The sequence below is a fragment of the Rhodobium orientis genome, assembly GCF_003258835.1.
Classification (GTDB): Bacteria; Pseudomonadota; Alphaproteobacteria; order Rhizobiales; family Rhodobiaceae; genus Rhodobium; species Rhodobium orientis.
On record NZ_NPEV01000008.1, the window covers coordinates 34,445 to 57,939 of the forward strand.

Genomic DNA, 23,495 nt, shown 5'->3' on the forward strand with positions numbered 1-23,495 from the left:
GGACATCCCGCGACGTGTTCCGCCCCATTTGCCGATTGACTTATCTCACCGGATTTCGTTCAAAACGGAGGGGGACAGTCGGTATAAGTGCGGGTGAGCCGTGCCGTTTTCTTTTTTTCGCGTGTCGCGGCCGGGCTTTCGGGCCGGCCGGAGGCTGTGGTCCAGCCATCCTGTCGTTGCCCTTGTCGTGGCCCTTGGCCTGATCCTTTCCGCGCATGGCGCGGCCCTGGCGCAGCCGATCGAGACGGCGGCCGAACAGGCGATCATCATGGACGCCGAAAGCGGCGCCATCCTTTTCGAGAAAAACGCCGAAGAGCGCATCCCGCCGGCCTCGCTGACGCTGTTGATGACGGCCGAGACCGTGTTCGACATGATCAAGCGCGGCCAGCTCAGCCGGGAGCAGGAATTCAAGATCAGCGAGCACGCCTGGCGCACGGGCGGCGCGCCGGCCGGCGGCACCACCATGTTCGCCGAGCTCGGCTCCACGGTGCCGGTGATCGATCTCCTTCGCGGCGTCATCATCCAGATCGCCAATGACGGGGCGATCGCCCTTGCCGAGGGCATCGCCGGCTCGGAGGCCGCCTTCGGCGAGCAGATGACCCTGCGGGGTCTCGAAGTCGGCATGACCGACTCCAATTTCGTCAATCCGACCGGCTACGAGGACCCGAAGAACTACTCCACGGTCAAGGACCTCGCCGTTCTCGCCCGCCACGTCATCCGCACCTATCCGGAGCTCTACAAGCTGTTCGCGGAGCCGGAATTCACCTGGAACGACATCACCCAGCGCAACAAGAACCCGATGCTGACCATGTCGTCGTTCCAGGTCGACGGGCTCGTCATCGGCGGCACCAGCATCAACCGGCTCGGCATGGTGACCTCGGCAAAGCGCGGCGACCTGAGGCTTATCCTCGCCTTTTACGGGCTTCCCTCCAAGGCGGCCCGGCTGAAGGAGGCGAAGGCGCTGCTCGACTGGGCATTCGGGTCGTTCGAGGCCGTGCGGCTTTTCGAGGCCGGCGAGACGGTCGGCGAGGCACGTGTCTTCGGCGGCGAAAAGAGCTACGTGCCGCTGGTCGGCGAGGGCGCCGTCATCGCCTTCCTGGAAGAGAACGTCGTCAAGGGCTACCACGGCCGTATCGCCTATGAGGGTCCGGTCGTGGCGCCGGTGGAAAAGGGCCAGCCGATCGGCAATCTGGAAATCGTCCGCGACAAGGCGGTGGTCCAGAAGATCCCGCTCTTTGCCGGCGAATCGGTCGGCATCGGCGGCTTCCACGGCAAGGCGTTCGACGCGCTGATCGAGGCCGTCGCCGGGCTCTGGTACTGACGCCGTCACCGTCGGTCCTCTGCAAAAAGGCAATCCGTTTGCGGCCGATCCGGGCCGGGGGCTTTCCTCGCGCGGCCGATCGGTCGATATAAGGGCTGAGAGTGCGCGGGCGCGCGTTATAGGTATTGGGACCCAGCCAGGTGGCCGGAACGTTCATCACATTCGAAGGCGGCGAGGGCGCCGGCAAGTCGACGCAGATCCGCCGGCTGGCCGCGCGGCTGGAAACGCTCGGCCTTGAGGTCGTGACGACCCGCGAGCCGGGCGGGTCTCCCGGCGCCGAGGCGATCCGCGAGGTGCTGCTCTCCGGCAAGGCCAAGGCGCTCGGGCCGCTGGTCGAGGCAACGCTCTTTGCCGCCGCGCGCATCGACCATGTGGCGAACACCATCCGTCCGGCGCTGGAGCGCGGCGCGGTGGTGCTTTGCGACCGGTTCACCGATTCCACCCGCGTCTACCAGGGCGACGGCGACGGGGTCGATGCCAAGACCGTGGCGGAGCTTGAGCGCATCGCCGTCGACGACGTCCGCCCCGGCCTCACCCTCATCCTCGACCTGCCGGTGGAAGTGGCGCTGGAGCGGATTGCGGCGCGGCGCGGCGATGAAAACCCCGACCGCTTCGAGGGCGAGGCAGATGCCGTCCACCGCCGCCGCCGCGAGGCGTTCCTGACCATTGCCGAGAACGAGCCGGAACGCTGCGCGGTCATCGATGCCTCGGGCGACGAGGACACGGTGGCCGGGCGCATCTGGGCCGCGGTCGCCGGGCGCCTCGAGCTGCCTGCCGGGACCAGTCCTGCGGAGGCTCGCCATGGCTGATGCCGCACCGCTCGATGCCGACGCCATCGACGGCGTCCCGCATCCGAGGCAGCAGCAACGGCTTGCCGGGCAGGCGCATGCCGAGACGGAGCTGCTGGAGGCCTACCGCTCCGGGCGCATCCACCATGCCTGGATCCTGTCCGGCACCCGCGGTATCGGCAAGGCGACGCTGGCCTTCCGGATGGCGCGTTTCGTGCTCGCCCACCCCGATCCGAAGGCGCCGGAGGTCGCAAGCGCAAAAGACTTTTCCGTCGATGCGGAACGCCCGGCGGCGCGCAAGGTCGCTGCCGGGTCCCATCCGGACCTCCTGCACCTGCGCCGGCCCTATGACGACAAGCGCAAACGCTTCAAGACCGAGCTTCCCGTCGACGAAATCCGCCGGACCGCGTCGCTGTTCGGTACGACGGCGGGAGAGGGCGGCTGGCGCATCTGCATCGTCGATGCCGCCGACGATATGAACGCCAATGCCGCCAACGCGCTCCTCAAAGTCCTCGAAGAGCCGCCGCCGCGCGCGCTGTTCCTCGTCGTCTCGCACAATCCCGGCCGGCTGCTGCCGACCATCCGCTCGCGCTGCCGTAAGCTGGCGCTCGACCCGCTGGCGCCGGAGACGATCGCCGGCGAGCTTCAGGCGCTTGGCCTTGCCGGCGGCATCGACGAGCGCACGCTGCACAGGGTTAGCGTCCTCGGCTCGGGAAGCCTGCGCCGTTCCGTCCTGCTCCTGCGCGCCGACGGCGTTGCGCTCTGGGATGCCTTCGAGGACATCGCCCATGGCCTGCCGAAGATGGACCGGGCGGCGATCCACGCCTTGGCCGACCGGGTCGCCGCGCGCGATGCCGACGACGTCTTTGCCACCTTCAAGGATATCGTCCGCGACTGGCTGACGGCGCGGGTGCGCGACGGGGCCGCGGCCGGCGCCTCGGCCGGCGATCTCATTGCCTGGAGCGAGGCCTGGGAGACCATCAACCAGGCCAACCGCACGGCCGCCGTCCTCAATCTCGACCGCAAGCAACTGGTGCTCGATACCTTCCGCACCCTTGCGGAAGCGGCCCGAAATTCGCTATCTCCCCAGTCGACCTAGCGCTGGACAGGCGCCGACCTCCCGAAAGTTTTCCGCCAATGAGCGACCAACCGAAATTCTACATCACGACCGCGATCTCCTATCCGAACGGCGCGCCGCATATCGGCCACGCCTATGAGGTGATCGCCACCGACACGCTCGCCCGCTTCAAGCGGCTCGACGGCTTCGACGTCCGGTTCCTGACCGGCACCGACGAGCACGGCCAGAAGATGATCCAGACGGCGGCCAAGCACGGCATTTCGGTGCGCGACTTCGCCGACCAGCAGGCGCCGCTGTTCCAGGAGATGGCGCGGGTGCTGACCTGCTCGAACGACGACTTCATCCGCACCACCGAGGAGCGCCACACGCGCTCCACCCAGGCGATCTGGCAGGCGATGGTGGATGCCGGCGACATCTATCTGGACAAATATTCCGGCTGGTACTCCGTGCGCGACGAGGCCTATTACGCGGAATCGGAAACCACCGTGAACGACGACGGCGTGCGCCTCGGCCCGCAGGGCTCGCCCGTCGAATGGGTGGAGGAGGAGAGCTATTTCTTCCGCCTGTCGAAATACGAGCAGCCGCTGCTCGACCACTACGCCGCCAATCCGGACTTCATCGGCCCGGATGAGCGGCGCAACGAGGTCGTCAGCTTCGTGAAAAGCGGGCTCCGGGACCTCTCCGTCTCGCGCACGACCTTCGACTGGGGCATCCCGGTGCCCGGCGACGAAAAGCACGTCATGTATGTCTGGGTCGACGCGCTCACCAACTACATCACCGCGGTCGGCTATCCCGACACCGAAAGCGCGCTTTTCTCGACCTACTGGCCGGCGAACGTCCATGTCATCGGCAAGGACATATTGCGCTTCCACGCGGTCTACTGGCCGGCCTTCCTGATGTCGGCGGGTGTTGCCCTGCCGAAGCGGGTCTATGCCCACGGCTTCCTGTTCAATCGCGGAGAGAAGATGTCGAAGTCGGTCGGCAACGTCATCGACCCGCATTCCCTGATCAAGGCCTATGGCGTCGACCAGCTCCGCTATTTCTTCCTGCGCGAAGTGCCCTTCGGCAAGGACGGCAACTACAGCCACGACGCCATCGTCAACCGCATCAATGCCGATCTCGCCAACGACCTCGGCAACCTCGCCCAGCGCTCGCTGTCGATGATCGCCAAGAATCTCGGTGGCGTGCTGCCGGAACCGGGACCGCTCACCGAGGACGACACGGCGATCCTTGCCCAGACCGACGCGCTGCTGGAGAAATGCCGGGCCGCCATGGACCGCCAGGAGATCCATCTGGCGCTCGGCGAGGTCTGGCAGGTGGTCGGCGAGGCGAACCGCTATTTCGCCGCCCAGGAGCCCTGGGCGCTGAAGAAGACCGATCCGGAGCGCATGGGCACTGTGCTCTACGTGACGGCGGAAATCATCCGCCAGGTGGCGATCCTCGCCCAGCCGGTGATGCCGACGTCGAGCGAGAAGCTGCTCGACCTCCTGGCGCTCGGCGCCGAGGAGCGGACCTTCGCAACGCTCGGCGCCGCAGGGCGGCTGAAGGCCGGCACCGAGCTGCCGAAACCGCAGCCGGTCTATCCGCGTTACGTTGACGAGACCCCGGAAGAGGGCAAGTAATGCTCGTCGACAGCCACTGCCATCTCGACTTTCCCGATTTCGCCGAGGAGCGCGACGACATCGTCGCGCGGGCCCTCGACGTCGGCGTTGCCCGCATGGTGACGATCTCAACCCGCGTCCGTCAGTTCGACGCCGTGCGCGCCATCGCCGAGACTTACGATCCGGTCTTTTGCTCGGTCGGCACCCACCCGCACAACGCGGCGGAGGAGCTGGACGTCACCACCGAGCATCTGGTGCGCATGGCCGAGCACCCGAAGGTGGTCGCCATCGGCGAGGCCGGGCTCGACTATTTCTACGACCACGCGCCGCGCGAGGCGCAGCAGCAGAGCCTGCGCGTCCATATCGCCGCGGCGCGCGAGACGGGCCTGCCGCTGGTCATCCATTCGCGCGATGCCGACGACGACATGATCGCGATCCTGAGGGACGAGATGGGGAAGGGGGCTTTCCCGGCCCTCCTCCATTGCTTTTCCTCCGGCCGGGACCTCGCGCTCGCCGGCATCGAACTCGGGCTCTACGTCTCGTTCTCCGGCATCCTGACGTTCAAGAAGTCGGAAGAACTGCGGGCAATCGCCGCCGAACTGCCGCGCGACCGGCTGCTCGTGGAGACCGACGCGCCCTATCTCGCCCCGGTTCCGAAGCGCGGCAAGCGCAACGAGCCGTCCTTCGTCGCCCATACCGCCAAGGTGCTGGCCGAGACGGTTGGTGCCAGCGAGGAGGAGATCGGCGCGGAGACGACGGAGAATTTTTTCCGGCTGTTTGCCAAGGTGCCGAGAGATTGAGTTTTTTTTCGCTCACGGCAGTTTCGCGCGGCGCCCGGCCGGGCTTGCGAACCCTGCGGGTTCGAGGAGCGCTTCGCCATCCTGAGCCCGTTCCAGGACTCCACGGGAGCGCGGGGCTGTGAGTGAGTACGTCTTCACGCTGCTCGGCTGCGGGGCGTCGCCGGGCGTGCCGCGGATCGGCAATGACTGGGGCGCGTGCGATCCGCAAAACCCGAAGAACAAACGGCGGCGCAGCGCGCTGCTGATCGAGCGGCGCTCGGGCGACGTGGCGACGCGCATCCTCGTCGATACGGGACCGGATCTGCGCGAGCAGATGATCGATGCCGGCATCGGCTGGGTCGATGCCGTCTTCTACACCCATCCGCACGCCGACCACATCCACGGCATCGACGACCTCAGGGCCTTTGCGATCAACCACCGGCGGCGCGTCGACGTCTATATGGACATCGAGACGTCGGAGCGCGTGCGCGGCGGCTTCGACTACTGTTTCCGCATGCCGAAGGCCTCGAACTATCCGCCGATCCTGGAAGAGCACAGGATCCGCGCCTTTGAACCGGTGACCATCGACGGACCGGGCGGTGCGATCGAGATGCAGCCATTCCTCCAGATACACGGCAGCATCCCGTCTCTAGGCTTCCGTGTCGGCGATTTCGCCTATTCGACGGACGCCAGCGACTTCCCGGACGAGACGCTGCCATATCTCCGCGACCTCGATACCTGGATCGTCGGCGCGCTCCGGCACAAGCCGCATCCGAGCCATTTTTCCGTTGCCGAGGCCGTCGACTGGGCCGGGCGCCTCGGGCCGCGGCGGACGATCCTGACCCATATGCATGTGGATCTGGATTACGAGACGCTCGGCGCCGAACTGCCGGACGGCATCGAGCCGGGCTTTGACGGCCTGACGATCGTGCGGCCGGCCGCCGATTGATCGCCGCGTCTTCGGTCGTTCATTTATTTCCACCGCGTCGGACGGCGCTACAATGGGCGAGCCGCGCCTAACGTCGAGCATGTCACCGAGGCAATCCGGGGGACTGTCACAACGTCGCTGCGCCGCCACGACAGAACCTCCCGAATTCCCGTCTTTCCCATACAAAAATATTCCATAATATATCTTATGCGAATTGTGTGTAGGTAACGGGAGGGTGCCCTGCGGCTGCCGGGATTGACGTTCGCCGCTCTTCCCCTCCCGTTTCTTCAGGGTGATCGCTGCCAATGTCCCTGGCGCGCCTTCGGCATGTCGTGTTGCGCACCGGAGCATCACCGCGATGCGCATCGCGCCATTGCCGCGGCCAGACCGGCGGCCGGGCTCGTCAACGGTGTCGGGCCGTTCCTGACGGACCGTGCTGCACCGGCCATGGAGGCCTGCGCCAGGGCGACGATCGACGCCCCGTCGGCATAGGCCGCATCGGCGGCCGTTGCGACGGCCGCGAGATAGCCGCCCGTGTCGCCGGCCCTGAAACGCTCCCAGGCGCCGGGCACGAGCCGGATGTCGGCCGTGGCGCCTGTCTTTGTCGCTTCCTCCTCGAAGACCCGTCTGGTCGCCTCCAGCGTCGTCTCCACGGCGCATAGCGCGACGACGGTGCCGCCCTTTGCTGCCGCCTCCTCCGCCAGCGCCCTGTCGATCCTGATGACCGGCACTGCCGATGTCGGAGCAACGGCGTCGGCGACGGGGCCGAGCGTCGAACAGGTCAGGAGAACCGCATCGGCATTCGCAGCAAGTCCGGAAAGGATTGCCGCGGTGTCGTCGGCGATCTGCGGCGTCAGGCCGCCTGCCGCCTCGGCGGCAAAAAGAAGCTCCGGGCGCACAAAATGCTCCAGCGTGCCGTCCGGCAGTCCGAGGTGTCTGGCTGCGGCGTCGAAGATCGCCACGTTGCTCGCCGCGCTATGGAGGCATTTGAGCAGCACTCGGGTCACCCTTCTGGTTTGGAGCGGCTTTTCCTGGCGGCGGTGCCGCGGCAACGGGCCGGAATTCCGCCGCTTTCCCGGTCGTTGCGAAATACCGGCACCGCTACTGGAATACATTGTGTTCAGTTTAAATTGCAAATAAGAATAGTTCCTGTTCCTACTTGGCTTTTCTTCCCTTTTCAGGACGATCGCAAAATGATCAGGATCTTCTCTGCCACTGTACTCGCCTTGGCGGTGTTGACCGGCCCTTCGCTGGCCGCCGGCGACCGTTTCTGCCATCAATACGCCTCAACCACCGCCGATGTCGCCCAGGACGCCATCAACAAGAACCCCGCTTGCCTCAACCCGAGCAAGGGCGTGCACGGCGTTTATCAGGCGCACTACGACTGGTGCCGCAAGACCCCGCGCAAGACGGTCGAAGGCGCAGCCGACAACATCCGGCGCCTGGCGCGCCAGTGTACCCGCCAGGCGGGCGGGCCGAACGGCCGGACGAGTCCCCAGTTCTGCCAAAAATATGCGACCAATGCCGCCCGGGTGTCGCAAAACGCCATTGACCGCAATCCGAACTGTCTCGATCCCAGTCGGGGCGTTCACAGCTATTATCAGGGACATTACGACTGGTGCCTGAAGAATACGCGCGGCACGGTCCAGGGCGCGGCCAAGAACATCCGGCGGCTGGCGCGCCAGTGCAGCCGCTGAGGCTTTAGAAAGCTCCGAGGAGTTGATCGGGGGCGGCTTCGGCCGCCCTCTTTTTTTCGTGCGTCTCCCAAAGGGCCGGATGTGCGCCCTCGCCGCCGGTGCGCGCGCGCAGCCGGTCGTGCTAGGCTCCTTACCGCGACTCTTTCCGCCGTATTCCTTCCGCCCGAGAAAAAATCCGGAGCCTTGCCATGGAGCCCTCGCGGGACATTTCACGCCTTCTGGAAATCATGGCGGCGCTGAGGACGCCGGGTACCGGGTGTCCCTGGGACCTGGAGCAGGATTTTGCGACCATCGCCCCCTTCACCATCGAGGAAGCCTATGAGGTGGCCGACGCGATCGGTCGCGGCGACCGCGGCGACCTGTGCGACGAACTCGGCGACCTCCTCCTCCAGGTGGTCTTTCATGCGCGCATGGCGGAGGAAGAAAAGAGCTTCGATTTCAGCGACGTGGTGCTGGCGGTGAACCGCAAGATGGTGCGCCGGCACCCGCATGTCTTCGGCGATGCGGAGGCGCGCACCGCCGGCATGTCGAAGGCGCAATGGGAGGCGATCAAGGCGGTCGAGAAGCGCGAAAAGGCCGAGCGCCACGGCAATGCGGCAACGCGCAGCATCCTCGACGACGTCACCGTCGCCCTGCCCGCCCTGACCCGCGCTGTGAAGCTGCAGCAGCGCGCCGGCCGGGTCGGCTTCGACTGGAACGATGTCCGCGCCGTCATCGCCAAGCTGCACGAGGAGCTGGGCGAGCTGGAAGCCGAAATGGACGCGGCCGAACCGGTCCAGGAGCGCATCGAGGAGGAAGTCGGCGACCTTCTCTTCGTCGTCGCTAATCTCGCCCGCCATCTGGACGTCGATCCGGAAAAGGCGCTGAGGGGCACGAACGACAAGTTCTGCGACCGGTTCAGGCACATCGAAGCGAGCCTGAAGGCTGAGGGAAAGACGCCGGAGGACGCGACGCTCGACGAGATGGAAGCGCTCTGGCAGGCGGCCAAGAAGCATAAGTCGCCGAAGCCGTAGAACGTTTTTAAAACAATTATCTAGAAAAGAAAATTAAAGTGATCGTTCCGCATCTTTTTGCGGCCGCATCCGGCCGTCGACATAGATGGCACAGCGCTGTCGCACCTCGTCGGCGTATTTCGGGGGAATGCGGATGGTGAGGTGGATGCCGTCCTCGTCGTCGTCCCGCTCCAGCACTTCGCAGCTGCGATAGAGCCAGGCCAGAAGCGCGCCGTCGCTCGGCGGCAGGGTGAGCCGCAGCACCTGTCGGTTGGCGGTCAGCCGGCGGGCGATTTCGGCGAGCAGCGGCGCGACGCCGTCGCCGGTGAGCGCCGAGACCGGGTAGGGACCGCCCTCCTCGGCCCTGTCCAGCATCCGCTGGCGCTGGTCGGGCACGAGAAGGTCGATCTTGTTCCAGACTTCGATGACGTGGCTGGTGTCCCTTGCGTCGATGCCCAGCGCGTCGAGGGTGTCGGCGACGTCGGTCGCCTGAGCCTCGGTCTCCGGATGGCTGATATCGCGGATATGCAGCACGATGTCGGCCGAGATCACCTCTTCGAGCGTTGCCCGGAAGGCGGCGATGAGATGGGTCGGCAGGTCGGAGATGAAGCCGACGGTGTCGGACAGCACTACCTCCATGCCGCCGGGCAGCTCGACCCGGCGAAGCGTCGGATCGAGAGTCGCGAACAGCAGGTCCTCGGCCATCACGGAGGCGTCGGTCAACCGGTTGAACAGCGTCGACTTGCCGGCATTGGTGTAGCCGACGAGCGCGACGACGGGCCGCGGCACCTTCTTGCGCGCCTTGCGGTGCAGGCCGCGGGTGCGCTTGACCTGCAACAGGTCCTTTTCCAGCCGGGTGATGCGTTCCTGGATCAGCCGCCTGTCGGCCTCGATCTGGGTCTCGCCCGGGCCGCCGAGGAAGCCGAAGCCGCCGCGCTGGCGCTCCAGGTGGGTCCAGGACCGCACCAGCCGGCTCTTCTGGTAATTGAGATGCGCCAGTTCGACCTGGAGACGGCCTTCCCTGGTCCGCGCCCGCTCGCCGAAGATCTCCAGGATCAGTCCGGTGCGATCGAGGATCTTGGCGTTCCAGGCCTTTTCCAGATTGCGCTGCTGAATGGGCGTCAGGGCATGGTCGACGATGACGAGGCCGATGTCGTCGACGCGCACGGCAAGGCCGATCTCCTCCACCTTGCCGGAGCCGAACAGGGTTGCCGGTTTGGGATCGGCGACGCGCACCACCGACGAGCCGATCACATCGAGCGCGATCGCCTCGGCAAGGCCCACGGTCTCGGCGAGCCGGCCCTCGGCGGAGCGCTCGGTGAGCGCCGCCTCGCCGCGTCCGGATCCGCCCTTGCGGTGGGTCAGGTCCGGTTCCAGCACGAGCGCGCGCACGGGATCGCTCGCCACCTGCTCACCGGCCGGTGGTTTTTCGGCCCCGCCCTGCCCGTCTTGCGGCTTCAATCAGTCAGCGGCCTTTTCGCCCGTTTCCTCGCCCGGTTCAAAAAGCTGAACGGGCTGATTCGGCATGATCGTCGAAATAGCGTGCTTGTAGACGAGCTGGGAATGCCCGTCTCGCCTCAACAGGACACAGAAATTGTCGAACCAGGTCACCACCCCTTGCAACTTCACGCCGTTGACCAGGAAGATCTTCAGGGGGATCTTGTTCTTGCGTACATTGTTCAGGAAGGTGTCCTGGAGATTCTGTCCGCGGTCCGCCATTGTTGTTATTGCCTTTTGTCTTTCTTCGGACGTTGCGTCCGTTCTCTGTCGTTATGCCGCCGGAAGCCATGCCGACGAATAATATTGCCGCAAGCGGGCATCGGTCACCTGCGAGCATAGCAAATCATAGGCGACGCATCGCTGGAATGAAACTACGATTATTTTGTGAAATGCAAACGCAAATGCCGCACGAATTCAAGGTACACGTGCAGGTTTTTCGCCCACAGCCCGATTTGCCGCAGTTTTAACGCCATTACGGCTATCTGCGCAACCAGATGAGACCGTTTACCGCGCCCAGGAGCGCGAGCATCTCAAGCCGGCCGGCGATCATGGTCAGGCATAGGGCCAGCTTGGCGACGACGCCGAACTCCTCAAAGAGCTGCCAGTGGCGCACGCCGGTCTGCCACTGGCTTTCATAGACCGGGCCGATATTGGAAAAGGTCGCGGCCGTTGCCAGGAGTGCGTTTTCGTAGTCGATCGCCTCGCCGGCAACGACGAGGGTGATGATGCCGAGGACCATGACGGTCACCACGAAATGGCTCCAGATCGCCTTCATGAGCTGCATGTCGTAGGGCTGGCTGCCGAATTTCGCCGGCCGGATGCCGTGCGGATAGAGCAGCCGCGTCAGCTCGCGCGCCGACTGGGTCGCCATGGCGCCGAACCGGTAGGCCTTGATGCCGCCGGCGGTGGAAAAGGCGCTGCCGCCGATAAAGATGACCATCAGCACCAGCGGCAGGGGCAGCAGCGCAAGGCCGCCGGTGCGGGTCTCGTAGCCGGTGGTCGAGACCATCGAGGCGGCGGTCACCAGCCCCTCTCGCAGGGCCGACAGCGGCGACAGGACGCTGGCCGAGCCCGCGGCCTGAAACAGCACCGCGGCCGTCAGCACGCCGAGGACGACGATGCCGGCGATCAGGACATAACTTTCCCGGTGCTCCCTGAGGAGCTGGAAGCGGCGCTGCAGCACCATCCGGTGCCACAGGATGCTGGTGGCGCCGATGACCATGAAGATGGCGAGCCAGACTTCCAGCGCCGGCAGGCCATAGACCGACAGGTCGCCGTCGCGCGGCATGAAGCCGCCGGTCGAGACGGTGGAAAAGGTCAGGCAGAAGGCGTCGAAGGCCGGTGCGCCGATGACGAACAGGCCGACGAAGCAGATGAAGGTGGCCGCGCCATAGGCGGTTGCGGTGTCCAGCACGATCTGCGTGGCGCGGCTGATATCGGTGCGCTCGCTGGTCTCCAGCAGGCGGATCTGGCGCCCCGGAAGACCGCCAACGCCAGCCGGGGCGAGAATCAGCACGATCGAGAGCAAGGTCAGGAAGCCGCCGATCCATTGCAGCTCCGCGCGCCAGAAGATGACCGCGCGCGGCAGCGGATCGAGGGTCTTGAAGACCGTGGCTCCGGTTGTCGTCAGCCCGGACACGGTCTCGAAATAGGCATCGATCGGCGCCAGCCCGGTGATCAGCACCACCGGGATCGCGGCGATCGCGGGCACCAGCGCCCAGACCATGATGAGCAGGATGTAGCCGTTCTTGTGCACCAGCCGGCGTTCGCGCCCGGTGAGCGCGATGGCGGCGGAGACGGAGACGACGGAGGTGAGCGCGGCGGTCAGGCCGAAATCGACGAGCGCCACCGTCTCGCCATAGCTGGCGGCGACCGCCACCGGCAGGAGCAGCGCCACGGCGATGCCGGTCAGGACGAGCGAGAAATGGTAGAGGATACCGCTCATGAACCGGCCATGCCCGGATCCTAGAAAAACTCGAGGCTGACGCGGAACATGCGCTCGACCTGGCGCACCCGGCCGCCGACGGTGAAGATGACGACCCGGTCGTTGGCGAGGATCTGGGTGTCGCCGCGCGGGATGATGACGTTGCCGGCGCGGTAGATGGCGCCGATGCGGATGCCGTCCGGGACGTCGAGCTCGCGGAGCGGCTTGCCGACCAGCGGCGACGTTTCCAGCGCCTCGGCCTCGATCACCTCGGCGCTGCCGTTCTGTAGGGAATGGACGCCGCGGATGCGGCCGCGCCGGACGTGGCGCAGCACCTTGGAGACGGTGACGGCGCGCGGATTGATGTGGGCGTCGATGCCGAGCGCGCGGGCGAAGGCGTGGTAGCTGGTGTTGTTGATGAGGCAGAGATTGCGCCGGCAGCCGAGCTTCTTGGCCATGACGCTGGTCAGGATGTTGGCTTCGTCGTCATTGGTCAGCGCGATCATGGTGTCGGCGTGGCGCACGTCCGCTTCGGTCAGGATGGCCTGGTCGAGCGCGCTGCCGTGCAGGATCACCGTGCGTTTCAGGCCGTCGGCGATGTCGATGGCGCGCTCGCGCGAGGTCTCGATGATCTTGACCTTGGAGCCGGCATGGCGCTGCTCCAGGGCATTGGCGACATAGAGCCCGATATTGCCGCCGCCGGCGATCACCACCCGGTTCGCCTCCGGCTCCTCGTGGCCGAAGATGCCGAGGGTGCGCGCGACCTGCTCGCGGCGCGCGGCGACATAGACGAGGTCGCCTTCCAGCATGGCGTCGTTGATGTGCGGCACGAACAGGTTGTTACCGCGGAAGATGCCGACGACGACGGCTCCGAGATCGGGAAACAGCTCGGTGAGCTGGCGGATCGGCGTGTCGACGATCGGGCAGTCCGGTTCGCAGACGACGCCGACCACGACGACCTTGTCGTCGGCAAAGCGCACGGTCTCCACCGCGCCCGGCAGCGCAAGCCGGCGCAGCACCATCTCGCCGACCTCGATCTCCGGCGAGATGATGACGTCGATCGGCATGTGATCGCGCGAGAACAGGTCCTGCCAGTGCGGCTGCAGATAGCTCTGGGCGCGCACCCGGGCGACCTTGGTCGGCACCGCGAACAGCGAATGGGCCACCTGGCAGGCGACCATGTTGACCTCGTCATAGAGGGTGACGGCGATGATCATGTCGGCCTGGTCGGCGCCGGCCTGGGACAACACGTCCGGATGGGCGCCGTGGCCGACGAAGCCGCGCACGTCGAGCGCCTCGCGGATGCGGTTGATCAGTTCGGGCGAGGAATCGATGACGGTGACGTCGTTCTGCTCGGCGGCGAGCTTTTCGGCGATGCCGTAGCCGACCTGGCCGGCTCCGCAGACAATGACTCTCATGGGGTTGCGACTCTCATGGGCGGCGCCTTTCGCGCTTGTTGCTCCTGCCCTTTTAGCGGGTTAGCGGGGCGCACGAAACAGCGCAGCAGCAGGAAAGCGAGAACGCCGTGGAAACGGCGCGGTTCCCCGATCGCCGGACGGTCAGCCGAGACCGAGGGATTTCAGCTTGCGGTGCAGGGCCGATCTCTCCATGCCGACGAATTCGGCGGTGCGCGAGATGTTGCCGCCGAAGCGGTCGATCTGGGCCTTCAGGTAGTCGCGCTCGAAGGCCTCGCGGGCGTTCCTCAGCGACATGGCGAGAAGGTGCTCGCCGCCGGCCGACGACGACAGCGAGGGCAGCATGGAGCCGACCTCGGCCGGCAACAGGTCGGCGGTGATCGTCGCCTCCGGGTCGCCGCGGGTCAGGATCATCAGCCGCTCCACATTGTTGCGGAGCTGGCGGATGTTGCCGGGCCAGTCATGGGCCTGCAGGACGGCCATGGCGTCGTCGCCGATGCGCCGCTTCGGCAGGCCCGTCGCCAGCGAGATCTGGTCCATGAAGAAATCGACGAGGCCGGGGATGTCCTCGCGCCGCTCCGACAGGGACGGCACCCTGAGCGGGACGACGCCGAGCCGGTGGAACAGGTCCTCGCGGAACCGGCCCTCGGCGATCTCGGCCTCCAGATTGCGGGCGCTGGAAGAGATGATGCGCACGTCGACATGGACCTTGGTGCCGCCATTGACGCGCTGGAACTTCTGGTCGACCAGCACGCGCAGGATCTTGCTCTGGGTTTCGCCCGGCATGTCGGCGATCTCATCGAGGTAGAGCGTGCCGCCATGGGCCTCTTCGAGCGCTCCGACCTTGCGCTGGGCGCCGCTTTCGGCCTCGATACCGAACAGTTCCTCCTCCATGCGCTCCGGCGTGATGGTGGCCGCGTTCAGCACCACGAAGGGGCCGGAGGCGCGGGCCGAGCTGTTGTGGATGGTGCGCGCGACGAGCTCCTTGCCGGAGCCGGACGGCCCGGTGATCAGGATGCGGCTGTTGGTCGGGGCAACGCGCTCGATGGTCTGGCCGAGCTGGTTGATGACGGAGGAATCGCCGACGAGCTGCAGCGCCTCGCCGGAGCGCTGGCGCAGGTCCCGGACCTCGCGCTTCAGCTTGGAGGCTTCCAGCGCGCGTTCCGCAATCAGCACCAGCCGGTCGGCCTTGAACGGCTTTTCGATATAGTCGTAGGCGCCGCGCTTGATGGCCGAGACGGCGGTCTCGATGTTGCCATGGCCGGAGATCATCACCACCGGCAGTTCCGGGTGCTGGGCCTTGATCTCGTCGAGCAGGCCAAGGCCGTCGAGGCGGCTGCCCTGCAGCCAGATATCGAGGAAGGCGAGCGAGGGCCGGCGGTCGCCGATCGCGGCAAGGGCGCCGTCGGCGTCGGCCGCGGTGCGGGTCGCGTGCCCCTCGTCCTCCAGGATGCCGGCGACGAGGTCGCGGATGTCCGTTTCGTCGTCAACGATGAGAATATCGCTGGCCATTGTGGTTATGCTCCCTCGGTCAGGCTTTCGGCGGCATCGGACGCGGCCGCGCCGCCGCCATTGACCAACAGTGTGAGACGGACCATGGCGCCGCTGCCGCCTTCGGCGACGGCCGGCGCGTCGCGCAACTCGATGCGCCCGCCATGTTCCTCGACGATCTTGCCGACGATGGCGAGGCCGAGCCCGGTGCCCTTCTCGCGCGTCGTCATATACGGCTCCAGGAGCCGCTGGCGGTTTTCCTTCGGCCAGCCGATGCCGTTGTCGATGACGTCGATGACGAAGCGCGGTCCGTCGCGGTGCACGCGCACGTGGATGTGCCCCTCGCGCTCGTCGGCGGCAATCGCCGCCTCCACGGCCTCGGTGGCGTTCTTGACGACGTTGCCGACGGCCTGGCCGATCAGCCGGTGGTCGAAGCGGCCGATCATCGGCTGCTCCTCGAATTCGGTGGTGAACTCCACGTCCTGGCGGCCGACGCCGACCAGGAACACCGCCTCGCTGACGGTGTCGGTGAGGTCCCGCTCCTCCATCACCGCCTTCGGCATGCGGGCAAAGGACGAGAACTCGTCGACCATGCGGCCGATGTCGCCGACCTGGCGCACGATGGTGTCGATGCACTGGTCGAACACTGTGCGGTCGTCCTCGATCTGTTTGCCGTAGCGGCGCTTGATGCGCTCGGCGGAAAGCTGGATCGGCGTCAGCGGGTTCTTGATCTCGTGGGCGATGCGGCGGGCGACGTCGGCCCAGGCGGTGGAGCGCTGCGCGGCGACGAGGTCGGTGATGTCGTCGAAGGTCAGCACCAGGCCGTGGTCGCGGCCGGTGGACTGTTCGCTGGTCGCCTGGACGGAGAAGGTCCGCTCGCGGCCGTCGCGCACCAGCACCACTTCCTCGGTGCGGTTGCCCGTCGCCGCGGCGTGGGCGGCGGGGACGATGCCGGAGAATTCCGGCACGGCTTCGTCGATCGGGCGGCCGACGAGTTCGTCGAAGGACAGCGCCAGGAGGTGCTGGGCGGAGTTGTTGGCGAGCGAGATGCGGCTGTCCTCGTCGATGCCGAGGACACCGGCGGAAACGCCGGCCAGCACCGCCTCGGTGAAGCGGCGGCGGCGGTCGATCTGGTCGTTGGCCGCGAGCAGTTCGCCGCGCTGGCTGCGGAGCTGTTTCATCATGGTGTTGAAGGTGTTGCCGAGCCGGAACAGGTCCCCTTCCCGGCGCCCGATGGCGACCTCCACGTCCATGTTGCCGCGCGAGACCTGGTCGGCCGCGCCGATCAGCCGGCGGATCGGCGTCACCAGCCGGTTGGCGAAGCCGAGGCCGATCCAGATCGCGGACAGCAGCAGCACCAGGGTCATGCCCACATAGATCATGCCGAAGGCGACCTGGACGCCGAACCGGCTCTCCTCCAGGCGGGCGTATTCCGAGGCCTTCTCCTTGGTGACACTCAGATATTCCACGACCCGGCTGTCCAGGGCCCGGGCGATGTAGAGGTAGGTATCGACATATCCGGTCAGCTTCATGACGCCGCCGACGAGGTTCGACGGTCCCGGGGCGATCAGCACCGGCTCGCCGTCCTCGGCCCGCTCCAGCACCCCTTGCGGCGGCATCAGCATCTTCACGTCGGAGTCGATGACGGCGCTGGTGATGATGCTGCCGTCGGAGCCGAGGAGATAGGCGGCCGGGATCTGGCGTAGCGTGAGCTGGGTCTTGAAGAACAGGTCGAAGCGCAGCGGCTCCTCGTCATAGAGGGGCTTGGCGCGCGAAAAATCCGACGCCATGGCGATGAGGTCGGAGCGCAGCACCCGCGTGTGCTCCTGCACATAGGCGTTGGCCACGGTGACCGCGTTGGAGACGATCTGGCGGGTGCGGTCTTGGAACCAGCGGTCGAGGCCGACATCGAGGGTGATCACGGCGATGACGGCGACGATGATCGCCGGGACAGCGGCGATCAGGCTGAACAGCGTGACGATGCGCACATGCAGGCGCGCCGCGGCGCGGCCGCGCTGGCGGGCGAGCAGCAGGCTGCGGGCCTCCAGCGCGATGGTGACAAGCAGGATGACGACGAGGATGCCGTTGATGACCATCGCCGCCCGGATCACCTCGGGCGTCGGGTTGATCGGCGACAGGCCGGTCAGGACGATGAAGGAAATGGTCGCCGCGACCAGCGCCACCACCACGGTGATGAGGCCGATGCGCCGGACCAGGCGCCGTCCATCGCCGCCCGAGCCGGTGCGCTGGTCGGTCTGTCTGGAAGGGTCCGATGTGGTGGCCGAAGAGGTCATGCGCGGCAGAAGGCCCGTGGCAGTCGTCGGTGAAGGCAGGTCCGATGATTCCGGAAAGTCGCAATCCTACAACAATGTTGCGAAAATGCGACAGAAGCGGGGCAGAAAAGTTTACCGTTGCGCGCGCGAAAGCGACCGGGCGGCCGAAGCCGCCCGGCAAATCCCGGATTGCGGGCCGATCAGCGCATGCCGCGATAGACCTGGATTTCCAGGTCGCGGATCTTCTTGCGCAAGGTGTTGCGGTTGAGGCCGAGGAGGTCGGCGGCGCGGATCTGGTTGCCTCTCGTGGCGGCGAGCGCTGCCGTGATCAGCGGCTGCTCGATTTCCCGGAGGATGCGCTGGTAGAGCCCGGCCGGCGGCAATTCGTCGCCGAACTGGGAGAAGTATTTCGCCAGGTGCCGCTCCACGGCGACGGTCAGCGACTCGCTCTCCTGGGCCGGCTCCGGCAGCGGCTCGGCGAACGGCCGCTCCAGCTCCGCCTCGATGTGCTCCTTGTTGATGACCTCGTCGGGGCACAATGCGGCAAGCCGGCGGATCAGGTTCTCCAGCTCGCGGATGTTGCCCGGCCAGCGATAGCGGCGCAACGCCTCAAGGGCGGCGGCGTCGATCTGCTTGGCCGGCAGGCCCTCGCGGGAGGCCTGCAGGAAGAAGTGCCGGACGAGGTCGCCGATGTCCTCGGTGCGCTCGCGAAGGGGCGGCAGCCGGATGGGGACGACGTTGAGGCGGAAGAACAGGTCTTCGCGGAACAGGCCCTGGTCGATGAGCTGGCGCAGGTCCTTGTTGGTGGCGGCGACGATGCGCACGTCGGTCTTGATTGGCGTGCGGCCGCCGACGGTGGTGTATTCGCCCTGCTGCAGGACGCGCAGGAGCCGGGTCTGGGCGTCCATCGGCATGTCGCCGATCTCGTCGAGGAACAACGTGCCGCTCTCGGCCTGCTCGAAGCGGCCGACGGAACGGGTCTGGGCGCCGGTGAAGGAGCCCTTCTCGTGCCCGAACAGCTCCGATTCGATGAGGTCGCGCGGGATCGCCGCCATGTTAATGGCGACGAACGGGCCGTTGCGGCGCTTGCCGTAGTCGTGCAGGGCGCGGGCGACCAGTTCCTTGCCGGTGCCCGATTCGCCGGAGATCAGCACCGTCAGGTCCGTGTGCATCAAGCGCGCGAGGACCCGGTAGATGTCCTGCATGGCCGGCGAGCGGCCGACCAGCGGGATGTTCTCGCCGCCCTCGTCGTCGTCGCCGACCCGCTGCTCGCGGCGCGGCTCGGACAGGGCGCGGCCGACGATGGAGATCAGCTCCTTCAGGTCGAAGGGCTTCGGCAGGTATTCGTAGGCGCCCTTCTCGGAGGCGCGGATCGCCGTCATAAAGGTGTTCTGCGCGCTCATGACGACGATCGGCAGGTCCGGCCGGATGCGCTTGATGCGCGGCAGGAGATCGAAGGCGTTCTCGTCCGGCATCACCACGTCGGTGATGACGAGATCGCCGTCGCCCTCGTTGATCCAGCGCCACAGCGTGCCGGCATTGGAGGTCAGGCGGACGTCGTAGCCGGAGCGCGACAGGGCCTGGTTGAGGACGGTGCGGATTGCCGAATCGTCATCGGCGACGAGGATTCTTCCCTGCGTCATTGGGTGTCTCCGGCGTCGCCCGCGGTGGCGGGCGTAAAGGCTGGCAGGAGGATGCGGAATACGGTCATGCCCGATTTCATGTCACATTCTATGACGCCGCCATGGTCGCCGACGATCTTGGCGACGAGGGCAAGGCCGAGGCCGGTGCCGTTGGTCTTGGTGGTGACGAACGGGTCGAACAGGTGTGGCAGCAGGTCCTCGGAGACGCCGGGGCCGTTGTCCTTGACGCAGAATTCCAGCGGCAGGCTGACTTTTTCAGCGCTGCCCGGAACCGACAGCCGGATGCCCGGGCGGAACGCCGTCGACAGCTCGATCTCGCCGTCGGGCCGGTCCTTCACTGCCTCGCAGGCATTCTTGATGAGGTTGAGGAAGACTTGGATGAGCTGGTCGGAATTGGCCCAGACCGGCGGCAGCGACGGGTCGTAGTCCTCGCGGATCGTCACGTCGCGGGCAAAGCCGGTGGTGGCGACCCGCTTCACGCGGTCGAGCACGACATGGATGTTGACCGGCGCGCGCTCCACCGGCCGCTCGTCGGAAAAGACGTCCATGCGGTCGACCAGCTTGACGATACGGTCGGCCTCGGCGGTGATGAGCTGGGTCAGCGCCCGGTCCTCGTCGCCGACGGACTGTTCGAGCAGTTGCGCTGCGCCGCGGATGCCCGACAGCGGGTTCTTGATCTCGTGGGCGAGCATCGACGCCAGGCCCATGACCGAGCGGGCGGCGCCACGATGGGTGAGCTGCCGGTCGATCTTGTCGGCCATGGAGCGTTCCTGCAGCATGACGACGGTGCCGGGCTGGCGATTTATCAGCGGGGCTGCGTGGATGTCGACGATGCGCTCCGAGCCGATGCGCGGCGAGGAGATGTCGACCCGGTAGCCGTTGACCGGGGTGCCCCGGCGCACGACTTCGTCGATCAGCGCCAGCACAGGGCTGCCGAAGGGCACGAAATAGGACAGGCCATGCTTGCGCAGGCTGGAAAGGCTCGCCTGGAAGAAGGACTGGGCTGAATCGTTGGCGGTGATGATGCTCATGTCCTCGTCGACGAGCAGCACCGGATGCGGCAGGGCGTTGATGATGGCGGTCGCCTGCACTTCGCTGGCACCGTTGGCGGGGGTGTTCTTGCGGTTCAGCATCAGGCGGCATCCCGTTGGTCGGCCGCATCGAACCAGCTTGTCAGAAGTGCGCGCACGGTGTCCGGGTTCTCTGCGGTCAGAATGTCCCTGCGCAAGGCTTTTGCGTCGGCGTCGATACGCGGGCTGCGGTCCATGTACCAGGCAAGGTGCTTGCGGGCGGCACGAAGGCCGAGGTCACGACCGTAATGGTCGAGGATACCCTCATAGTGTTCGGCGACGATCGCCGCGATCTCGTCATTGGCCGGCTCCGGCGGGGTGATGCCGGTCGAAAGATAGCGCGCGACGGCGCCGGGGAACCAGGGACGGCCATAGGCGCCGCGCCCGATCATGACGCCGTCGGCGCCGGACTGGCTGAGCATTTCCGCTGCATCTTCGAAGCTCTCGCAGTCGCCATTGGCGATGACGGGGATGGAGACGGCCTCCTTGACGGCGGCGATGGCCTTCCAGTCGGCCCTGCCCTTGTAGAACTGGCAGCGGGTGCGGCCATGGACCGTGACGAGGGCAACGCCCGCCTGTTCGGCGCGCCTGGCAAGCTCCGGCGCATTGTGGTTGTCGTCGTCCCATCCGAGCCGCATCTTGACGGTGACGGGAACGGAGACGGCGCCGACGACGGCATCGATCAGCCGCGTTGCGTGGTCGAGATCGCGCATCAGGGCGGAGCCGGCATAGCCGGTCGTCACCCGCTTCGACGGGCAGCCCATGTTGATGTCGAGGAGGTCGGCGCCGGCGGCTTCCAGCCGGCGCGCGCTTTCGGCGAGCGCTGTCGCCTCGCGTCCGGCGAGCTGCACCGCGTGGGGGGTGACGCCGGCCGATTCGGCACGCAGATGGGCCTCCTCACCGCCGGTGATCAGTTCGTTGCTTGCCACCACTTCCGAAATCACCAAACCCGCGTCGAAGCGATGCGCCAACCGCCGGAACGGCGCATCGGTAATGCCCGCCATCGGCGCCAGGAATACGGCATTTTTCAGCCGCAGATCACCGATCGTGGGAGCGTGGTTCCACACGGTCCGTCGCATGCTTTTGCTCACTTCATAGGCAGATATACGGGCTGCACTGATATTAGTCAATGCGACGCCTTGACGGCGTGACGAAGCGCGGCATTCCTGCAACATATGCGCCCGCCGCCGCATCGTGATATGGAACGATCACATAGCAAATTAATGGCCCCGAACCACTCACATTTTCCGTGTCGCCCATGAAAATCGACGAAAACACGACGGTCGCCGTCCTCCTGGTTGCCGCCGGACGCGGATCGCGGGCCGCTAGCGCCTCGGACACCAGTCCCAAACAGTATCGCACAATCGGTGGCGTTTCGGTTATCGCCCGCTCGATCAAGGTGTTCCGGGACCATCCGCGCGTCGGCCCCGTCGTTGCCGTCATCCACCGGGACGACGGCGCGGCCTTCGCCGAGGCGACCGGCGCGGCCGGCAGGGACGTCATGACGGTTCCGGGCGGTGCGACGCGGCAGGCCTCGGTACTGTGCGGCCTGGAGCATCTGGCCGCCCTCCCCGCCCCGCCGGACATCGTCCTCATCCACGATGCCGTGCGCCCGTTCGTTGCTTCCTCCGTCATCGACGACGTCATCGATGCCCTCTCGGACAGCGAGGGGGCGATCGCGGCCCTGCCCGCCATCGAGACCCTGAAGACGGAAACCGAGGACGGCCACATCGCCAAGACGGTGCCGCGGGCCGGCGTGTGGTCGGCGCAGACGCCGCAGGGTTTCCATTTCGCGCCGATCCTTGGCGCCCATCGCGCGGCAGCCGAATCGGAGCGCTCCGACTTCACCGACGACGCGGCGGTGGCCGAATGGTACGGTGCCGCGGTGCGGCTCGTCGCCGGCAACCGCGACAACGTCAAGCTGACCACGGCCGGCGACCTCGCCAGCGCCGACCGGAGACTGAAGATGGAAGCGCTGATGGAAATGGCCGACATCCGGGTCGGCTCCGGCTTCGACGTCCATGCCTTTGTCGAAGGCTTCGAGGTCATCCTCGGCGGCGTCGCGATTCCCCACGACAGGCGCCTCAGCGGCCATTCGGATGCGGACGTCGCCATGCACGCGGTGACCGACGCCCTGTTCGGTGCGCTCGGCGACGGCGATATCGGCAGCCATTTTCCGCCTTCGGACCCGCAATGGAAGGGCGCGGCATCGAAGATCTTTCTGGAAAAGGCCGTTTCGCTGGTCGCCAAACGCGGTGGCGCCATTGCCCATATCGACGTGACGATCATCTGCGAGGCGCCGAAGATCGGACCGCACCGGGATGCGATCCGTGAGAGCCTCGCCTACCTCTGCGACCTTGCCGTCGACCGTGTCTCCGTCAAGGCGACGACGACGGAAAAACTCGGATTCACCGGCCGCAAGGAAGGCATCGCCGCCCAGGCGACCGCCACGATCCGCCTTCCCTTCGAGGATGGTGCCGGCGATGGCTGATCAGGACTTCAAGGCGCTCGCCACCTCCGTGCTCGACACGTGCCGGGCCAAGGGCCTGATGGTGGCGACGGCGGAAAGCTGCACCGGCGGACTGATCGCCGGCATGCTGACGGAGATCGCCGGCTCGTCTGACGTGGTGGAGCGCGGCTTCGTCACCTATTCCAACGAGGCCAAGACCGAGATGCTCGGCGTTCCCGCCGACCTCATCGAGGCCCACGGCGCCGTCAGCGAAGCGGTCGCGCGGGCGATGGCCGAGGGCGCCATAGCGCAGTCCCCTGCGGATATCTCCGTTGCCGTCACCGGCGTTGCCGGACCGGGCGGCGGCTCGCCGGAAAAGCCGGTCGGCCTCGTCCACCTTGCGGCAAGCCGGCGCGGTGGCGAGACGGTGCACCTGGAACGGCGCTATGGCGATATCGGCCGCGCTGCGGTGCGCGCCGCGACCGTCGCCGATGCCTTGAAGCTGATCGAGGAACTGGCCGTCGCCGGATGAGGCGACCGACCTTT

General features: G+C 66.5%; 20 protein-coding genes. 10 read left to right on the plus strand and 10 right to left on the minus strand.

Annotated elements, in window-relative coordinates; all coding sequences use genetic code 11:
* Positions 1-187 precede the first annotated feature (187 nt).
* The 6 genes from CH339_RS05690 to CH339_RS05715 all read left to right on the plus strand — a co-directional run bounded on the left by CH339_RS05690 (position 188) and on the right by CH339_RS05715 (position 6,516).
* Entirely contained in the window at positions 188-1,321 is a 1,134-nt protein-coding gene (locus tag CH339_RS05690; protein WP_146610119.1) for a D-alanyl-D-alanine carboxypeptidase family protein, read from the plus strand.
* Positions 1,322-1,461: 140 nt separating this feature from the next.
* Positions 1,462-2,130: a dTMP kinase gene (tmk, locus tag CH339_RS05695; protein WP_111433343.1), complete on the plus strand. Its 669-nt coding sequence runs from the start codon at positions 1,462-1,464 to the stop codon at positions 2,128-2,130.
* Positions 2,123-3,208: a DNA polymerase III subunit delta' gene (locus CH339_RS05700; RefSeq protein WP_111433344.1), complete on the plus strand. Its 1,086-nt coding sequence runs from the start codon at positions 2,123-2,125 to the stop codon at positions 3,206-3,208. Before tmk ends, CH339_RS05700 begins: the two co-directional genes overlap by 8 nt.
* Before the next feature lie 38 nt (positions 3,209-3,246).
* Positions 3,247-4,809, plus strand: coding sequence for a methionine--tRNA ligase (metG, locus tag CH339_RS05705; RefSeq protein ID WP_111433346.1), 1,563 nt, complete (start codon positions 3,247-3,249; stop codon positions 4,807-4,809).
* The gene (locus CH339_RS05710; RefSeq protein ID WP_111433347.1) at positions 4,809-5,588 is read left to right on the plus strand and encodes a TatD family hydrolase; all 780 of its coding nucleotides are present in this window, start codon (positions 4,809-4,811) and stop codon (positions 5,586-5,588) included. The genes metG and CH339_RS05710 overlap by 1 nt, the downstream gene beginning before the upstream one ends.
* A gap of 118 nt (positions 5,589-5,706) precedes the next feature.
* On the plus strand, positions 5,707-6,516 hold the full coding sequence (locus CH339_RS05715) for an MBL fold metallo-hydrolase (protein ID WP_111433348.1): 810 nt from the start codon (positions 5,707-5,709) through the stop codon (positions 6,514-6,516).
* A 329-nt stretch (positions 6,517-6,845) separates the two neighbouring features.
* On the opposite strand, the gene CH339_RS05720 is transcribed toward CH339_RS05715, so the two are convergent.
* The gene (locus tag CH339_RS05720; protein ID WP_111433444.1) at positions 6,846-7,493 is read right to left on the minus strand and encodes an aspartate/glutamate racemase family protein; all 648 of its coding nucleotides are present in this window, start codon (positions 7,491-7,493) and stop codon (positions 6,846-6,848) included.
* A gap of 195 nt (positions 7,494-7,688) precedes the next feature.
* Here CH339_RS05720 and CH339_RS05725 point away from each other — a divergent pair, with 195 nt between their 5' ends.
* Together CH339_RS05725 and mazG are read left to right on the plus strand one after the other, a co-directional pair.
* A complete protein-coding gene (locus CH339_RS05725) occupies positions 7,689-8,192 on the plus strand; it encodes a hypothetical protein (RefSeq protein ID WP_111433349.1) in 504 nt (167 codons plus the stop codon).
* Between the two features lie 188 nt (positions 8,193-8,380).
* Positions 8,381-9,205 carry a nucleoside triphosphate pyrophosphohydrolase gene (mazG, locus tag CH339_RS05730; protein ID WP_111433350.1) on the plus strand — a complete coding sequence of 275 codons (825 nt, stop codon included), beginning with the start codon at positions 8,381-8,383 and terminating at the stop codon, positions 9,203-9,205.
* 33 nt (positions 9,206-9,238) lie between these two features.
* Here the strand turns inward: mazG and hflX are convergent, their stop codons facing one another.
* The 9 genes from hflX to dusB all read right to left on the minus strand — a co-directional run bounded on the left by hflX (position 9,239) and on the right by dusB (position 21,579).
* Positions 9,239-10,645 carry a GTPase HflX gene (gene hflX / locus CH339_RS05735; protein ID WP_111433352.1) on the minus strand — a complete coding sequence of 469 codons (1,407 nt, stop codon included), beginning with the start codon at positions 10,643-10,645 and terminating at the stop codon, positions 9,239-9,241.
* On the minus strand, positions 10,646-10,903 hold the full coding sequence (gene hfq / locus CH339_RS05740) for an RNA chaperone Hfq (RefSeq protein ID WP_111433354.1): 258 nt from the start codon (positions 10,901-10,903) through the stop codon (positions 10,646-10,648). It lies immediately after the preceding gene.
* A gap of 259 nt (positions 10,904-11,162) precedes the next feature.
* Positions 11,163-12,629 carry a TrkH family potassium uptake protein gene (locus CH339_RS05745; RefSeq protein WP_111433355.1) on the minus strand — a complete coding sequence of 489 codons (1,467 nt, stop codon included), beginning with the start codon at positions 12,627-12,629 and terminating at the stop codon, positions 11,163-11,165.
* A 20-nt stretch (positions 12,630-12,649) separates the two neighbouring features.
* Positions 12,650-14,026, minus strand: a complete 1,377-nt coding sequence (gene trkA, locus CH339_RS05750; protein WP_111433357.1) for a Trk system potassium transporter TrkA — start codon at positions 14,024-14,026, stop codon at positions 12,650-12,652.
* 141 nt (positions 14,027-14,167) lie between these two features.
* Positions 14,168-15,535 (minus strand): nitrogen assimilation response regulator NtrX, encoded by a 1,368-nt coding sequence (gene ntrX / locus CH339_RS05755; protein ID WP_111433358.1) that lies wholly within the window; start codon positions 15,533-15,535, stop codon positions 14,168-14,170.
* A gap of 5 nt (positions 15,536-15,540) precedes the next feature.
* A complete protein-coding gene (locus tag CH339_RS05760) occupies positions 15,541-17,808 on the minus strand; it encodes a sensor histidine kinase NtrY-like (RefSeq protein WP_111433359.1) in 2,268 nt (755 codons plus the stop codon).
* 179 nt (positions 17,809-17,987) lie between these two features.
* Positions 17,988-19,430: a nitrogen regulation protein NR(I) gene (gene ntrC / locus CH339_RS05765; RefSeq protein ID WP_111433361.1), complete on the minus strand. Its 1,443-nt coding sequence runs from the start codon at positions 19,428-19,430 to the stop codon at positions 17,988-17,990.
* The gene (locus CH339_RS05770; RefSeq protein WP_111433363.1) at positions 19,427-20,563 is read right to left on the minus strand and encodes a two-component system sensor histidine kinase NtrB; all 1,137 of its coding nucleotides are present in this window, start codon (positions 20,561-20,563) and stop codon (positions 19,427-19,429) included. The genes ntrC and CH339_RS05770 overlap by 4 nt, the downstream gene beginning before the upstream one ends.
* Entirely contained in the window at positions 20,563-21,579 is a 1,017-nt protein-coding gene (dusB, locus tag CH339_RS05775) for a tRNA dihydrouridine synthase DusB (RefSeq protein WP_111433364.1), read from the minus strand. The genes CH339_RS05770 and dusB overlap by 1 nt, the downstream gene beginning before the upstream one ends.
* Positions 21,580-21,758: 179 nt before the next feature.
* Between dusB and CH339_RS05780 the strand changes: the two genes are divergently transcribed.
* Together CH339_RS05780 and CH339_RS05785 are read left to right on the plus strand one after the other, a co-directional pair.
* Positions 21,759-22,991, plus strand: coding sequence for a bifunctional 2-C-methyl-D-erythritol 4-phosphate cytidylyltransferase/2-C-methyl-D-erythritol 2,4-cyclodiphosphate synthase (locus CH339_RS05780; RefSeq protein ID WP_111433366.1), 1,233 nt, complete (start codon positions 21,759-21,761; stop codon positions 22,989-22,991).
* Positions 22,984-23,481: a CinA family protein gene (locus CH339_RS05785; RefSeq protein ID WP_111433445.1), complete on the plus strand. Its 498-nt coding sequence runs from the start codon at positions 22,984-22,986 to the stop codon at positions 23,479-23,481. The genes CH339_RS05780 and CH339_RS05785 overlap by 8 nt, the downstream gene beginning before the upstream one ends.
* The last annotated feature ends 14 nt before the right edge of the window (positions 23,482-23,495 follow it).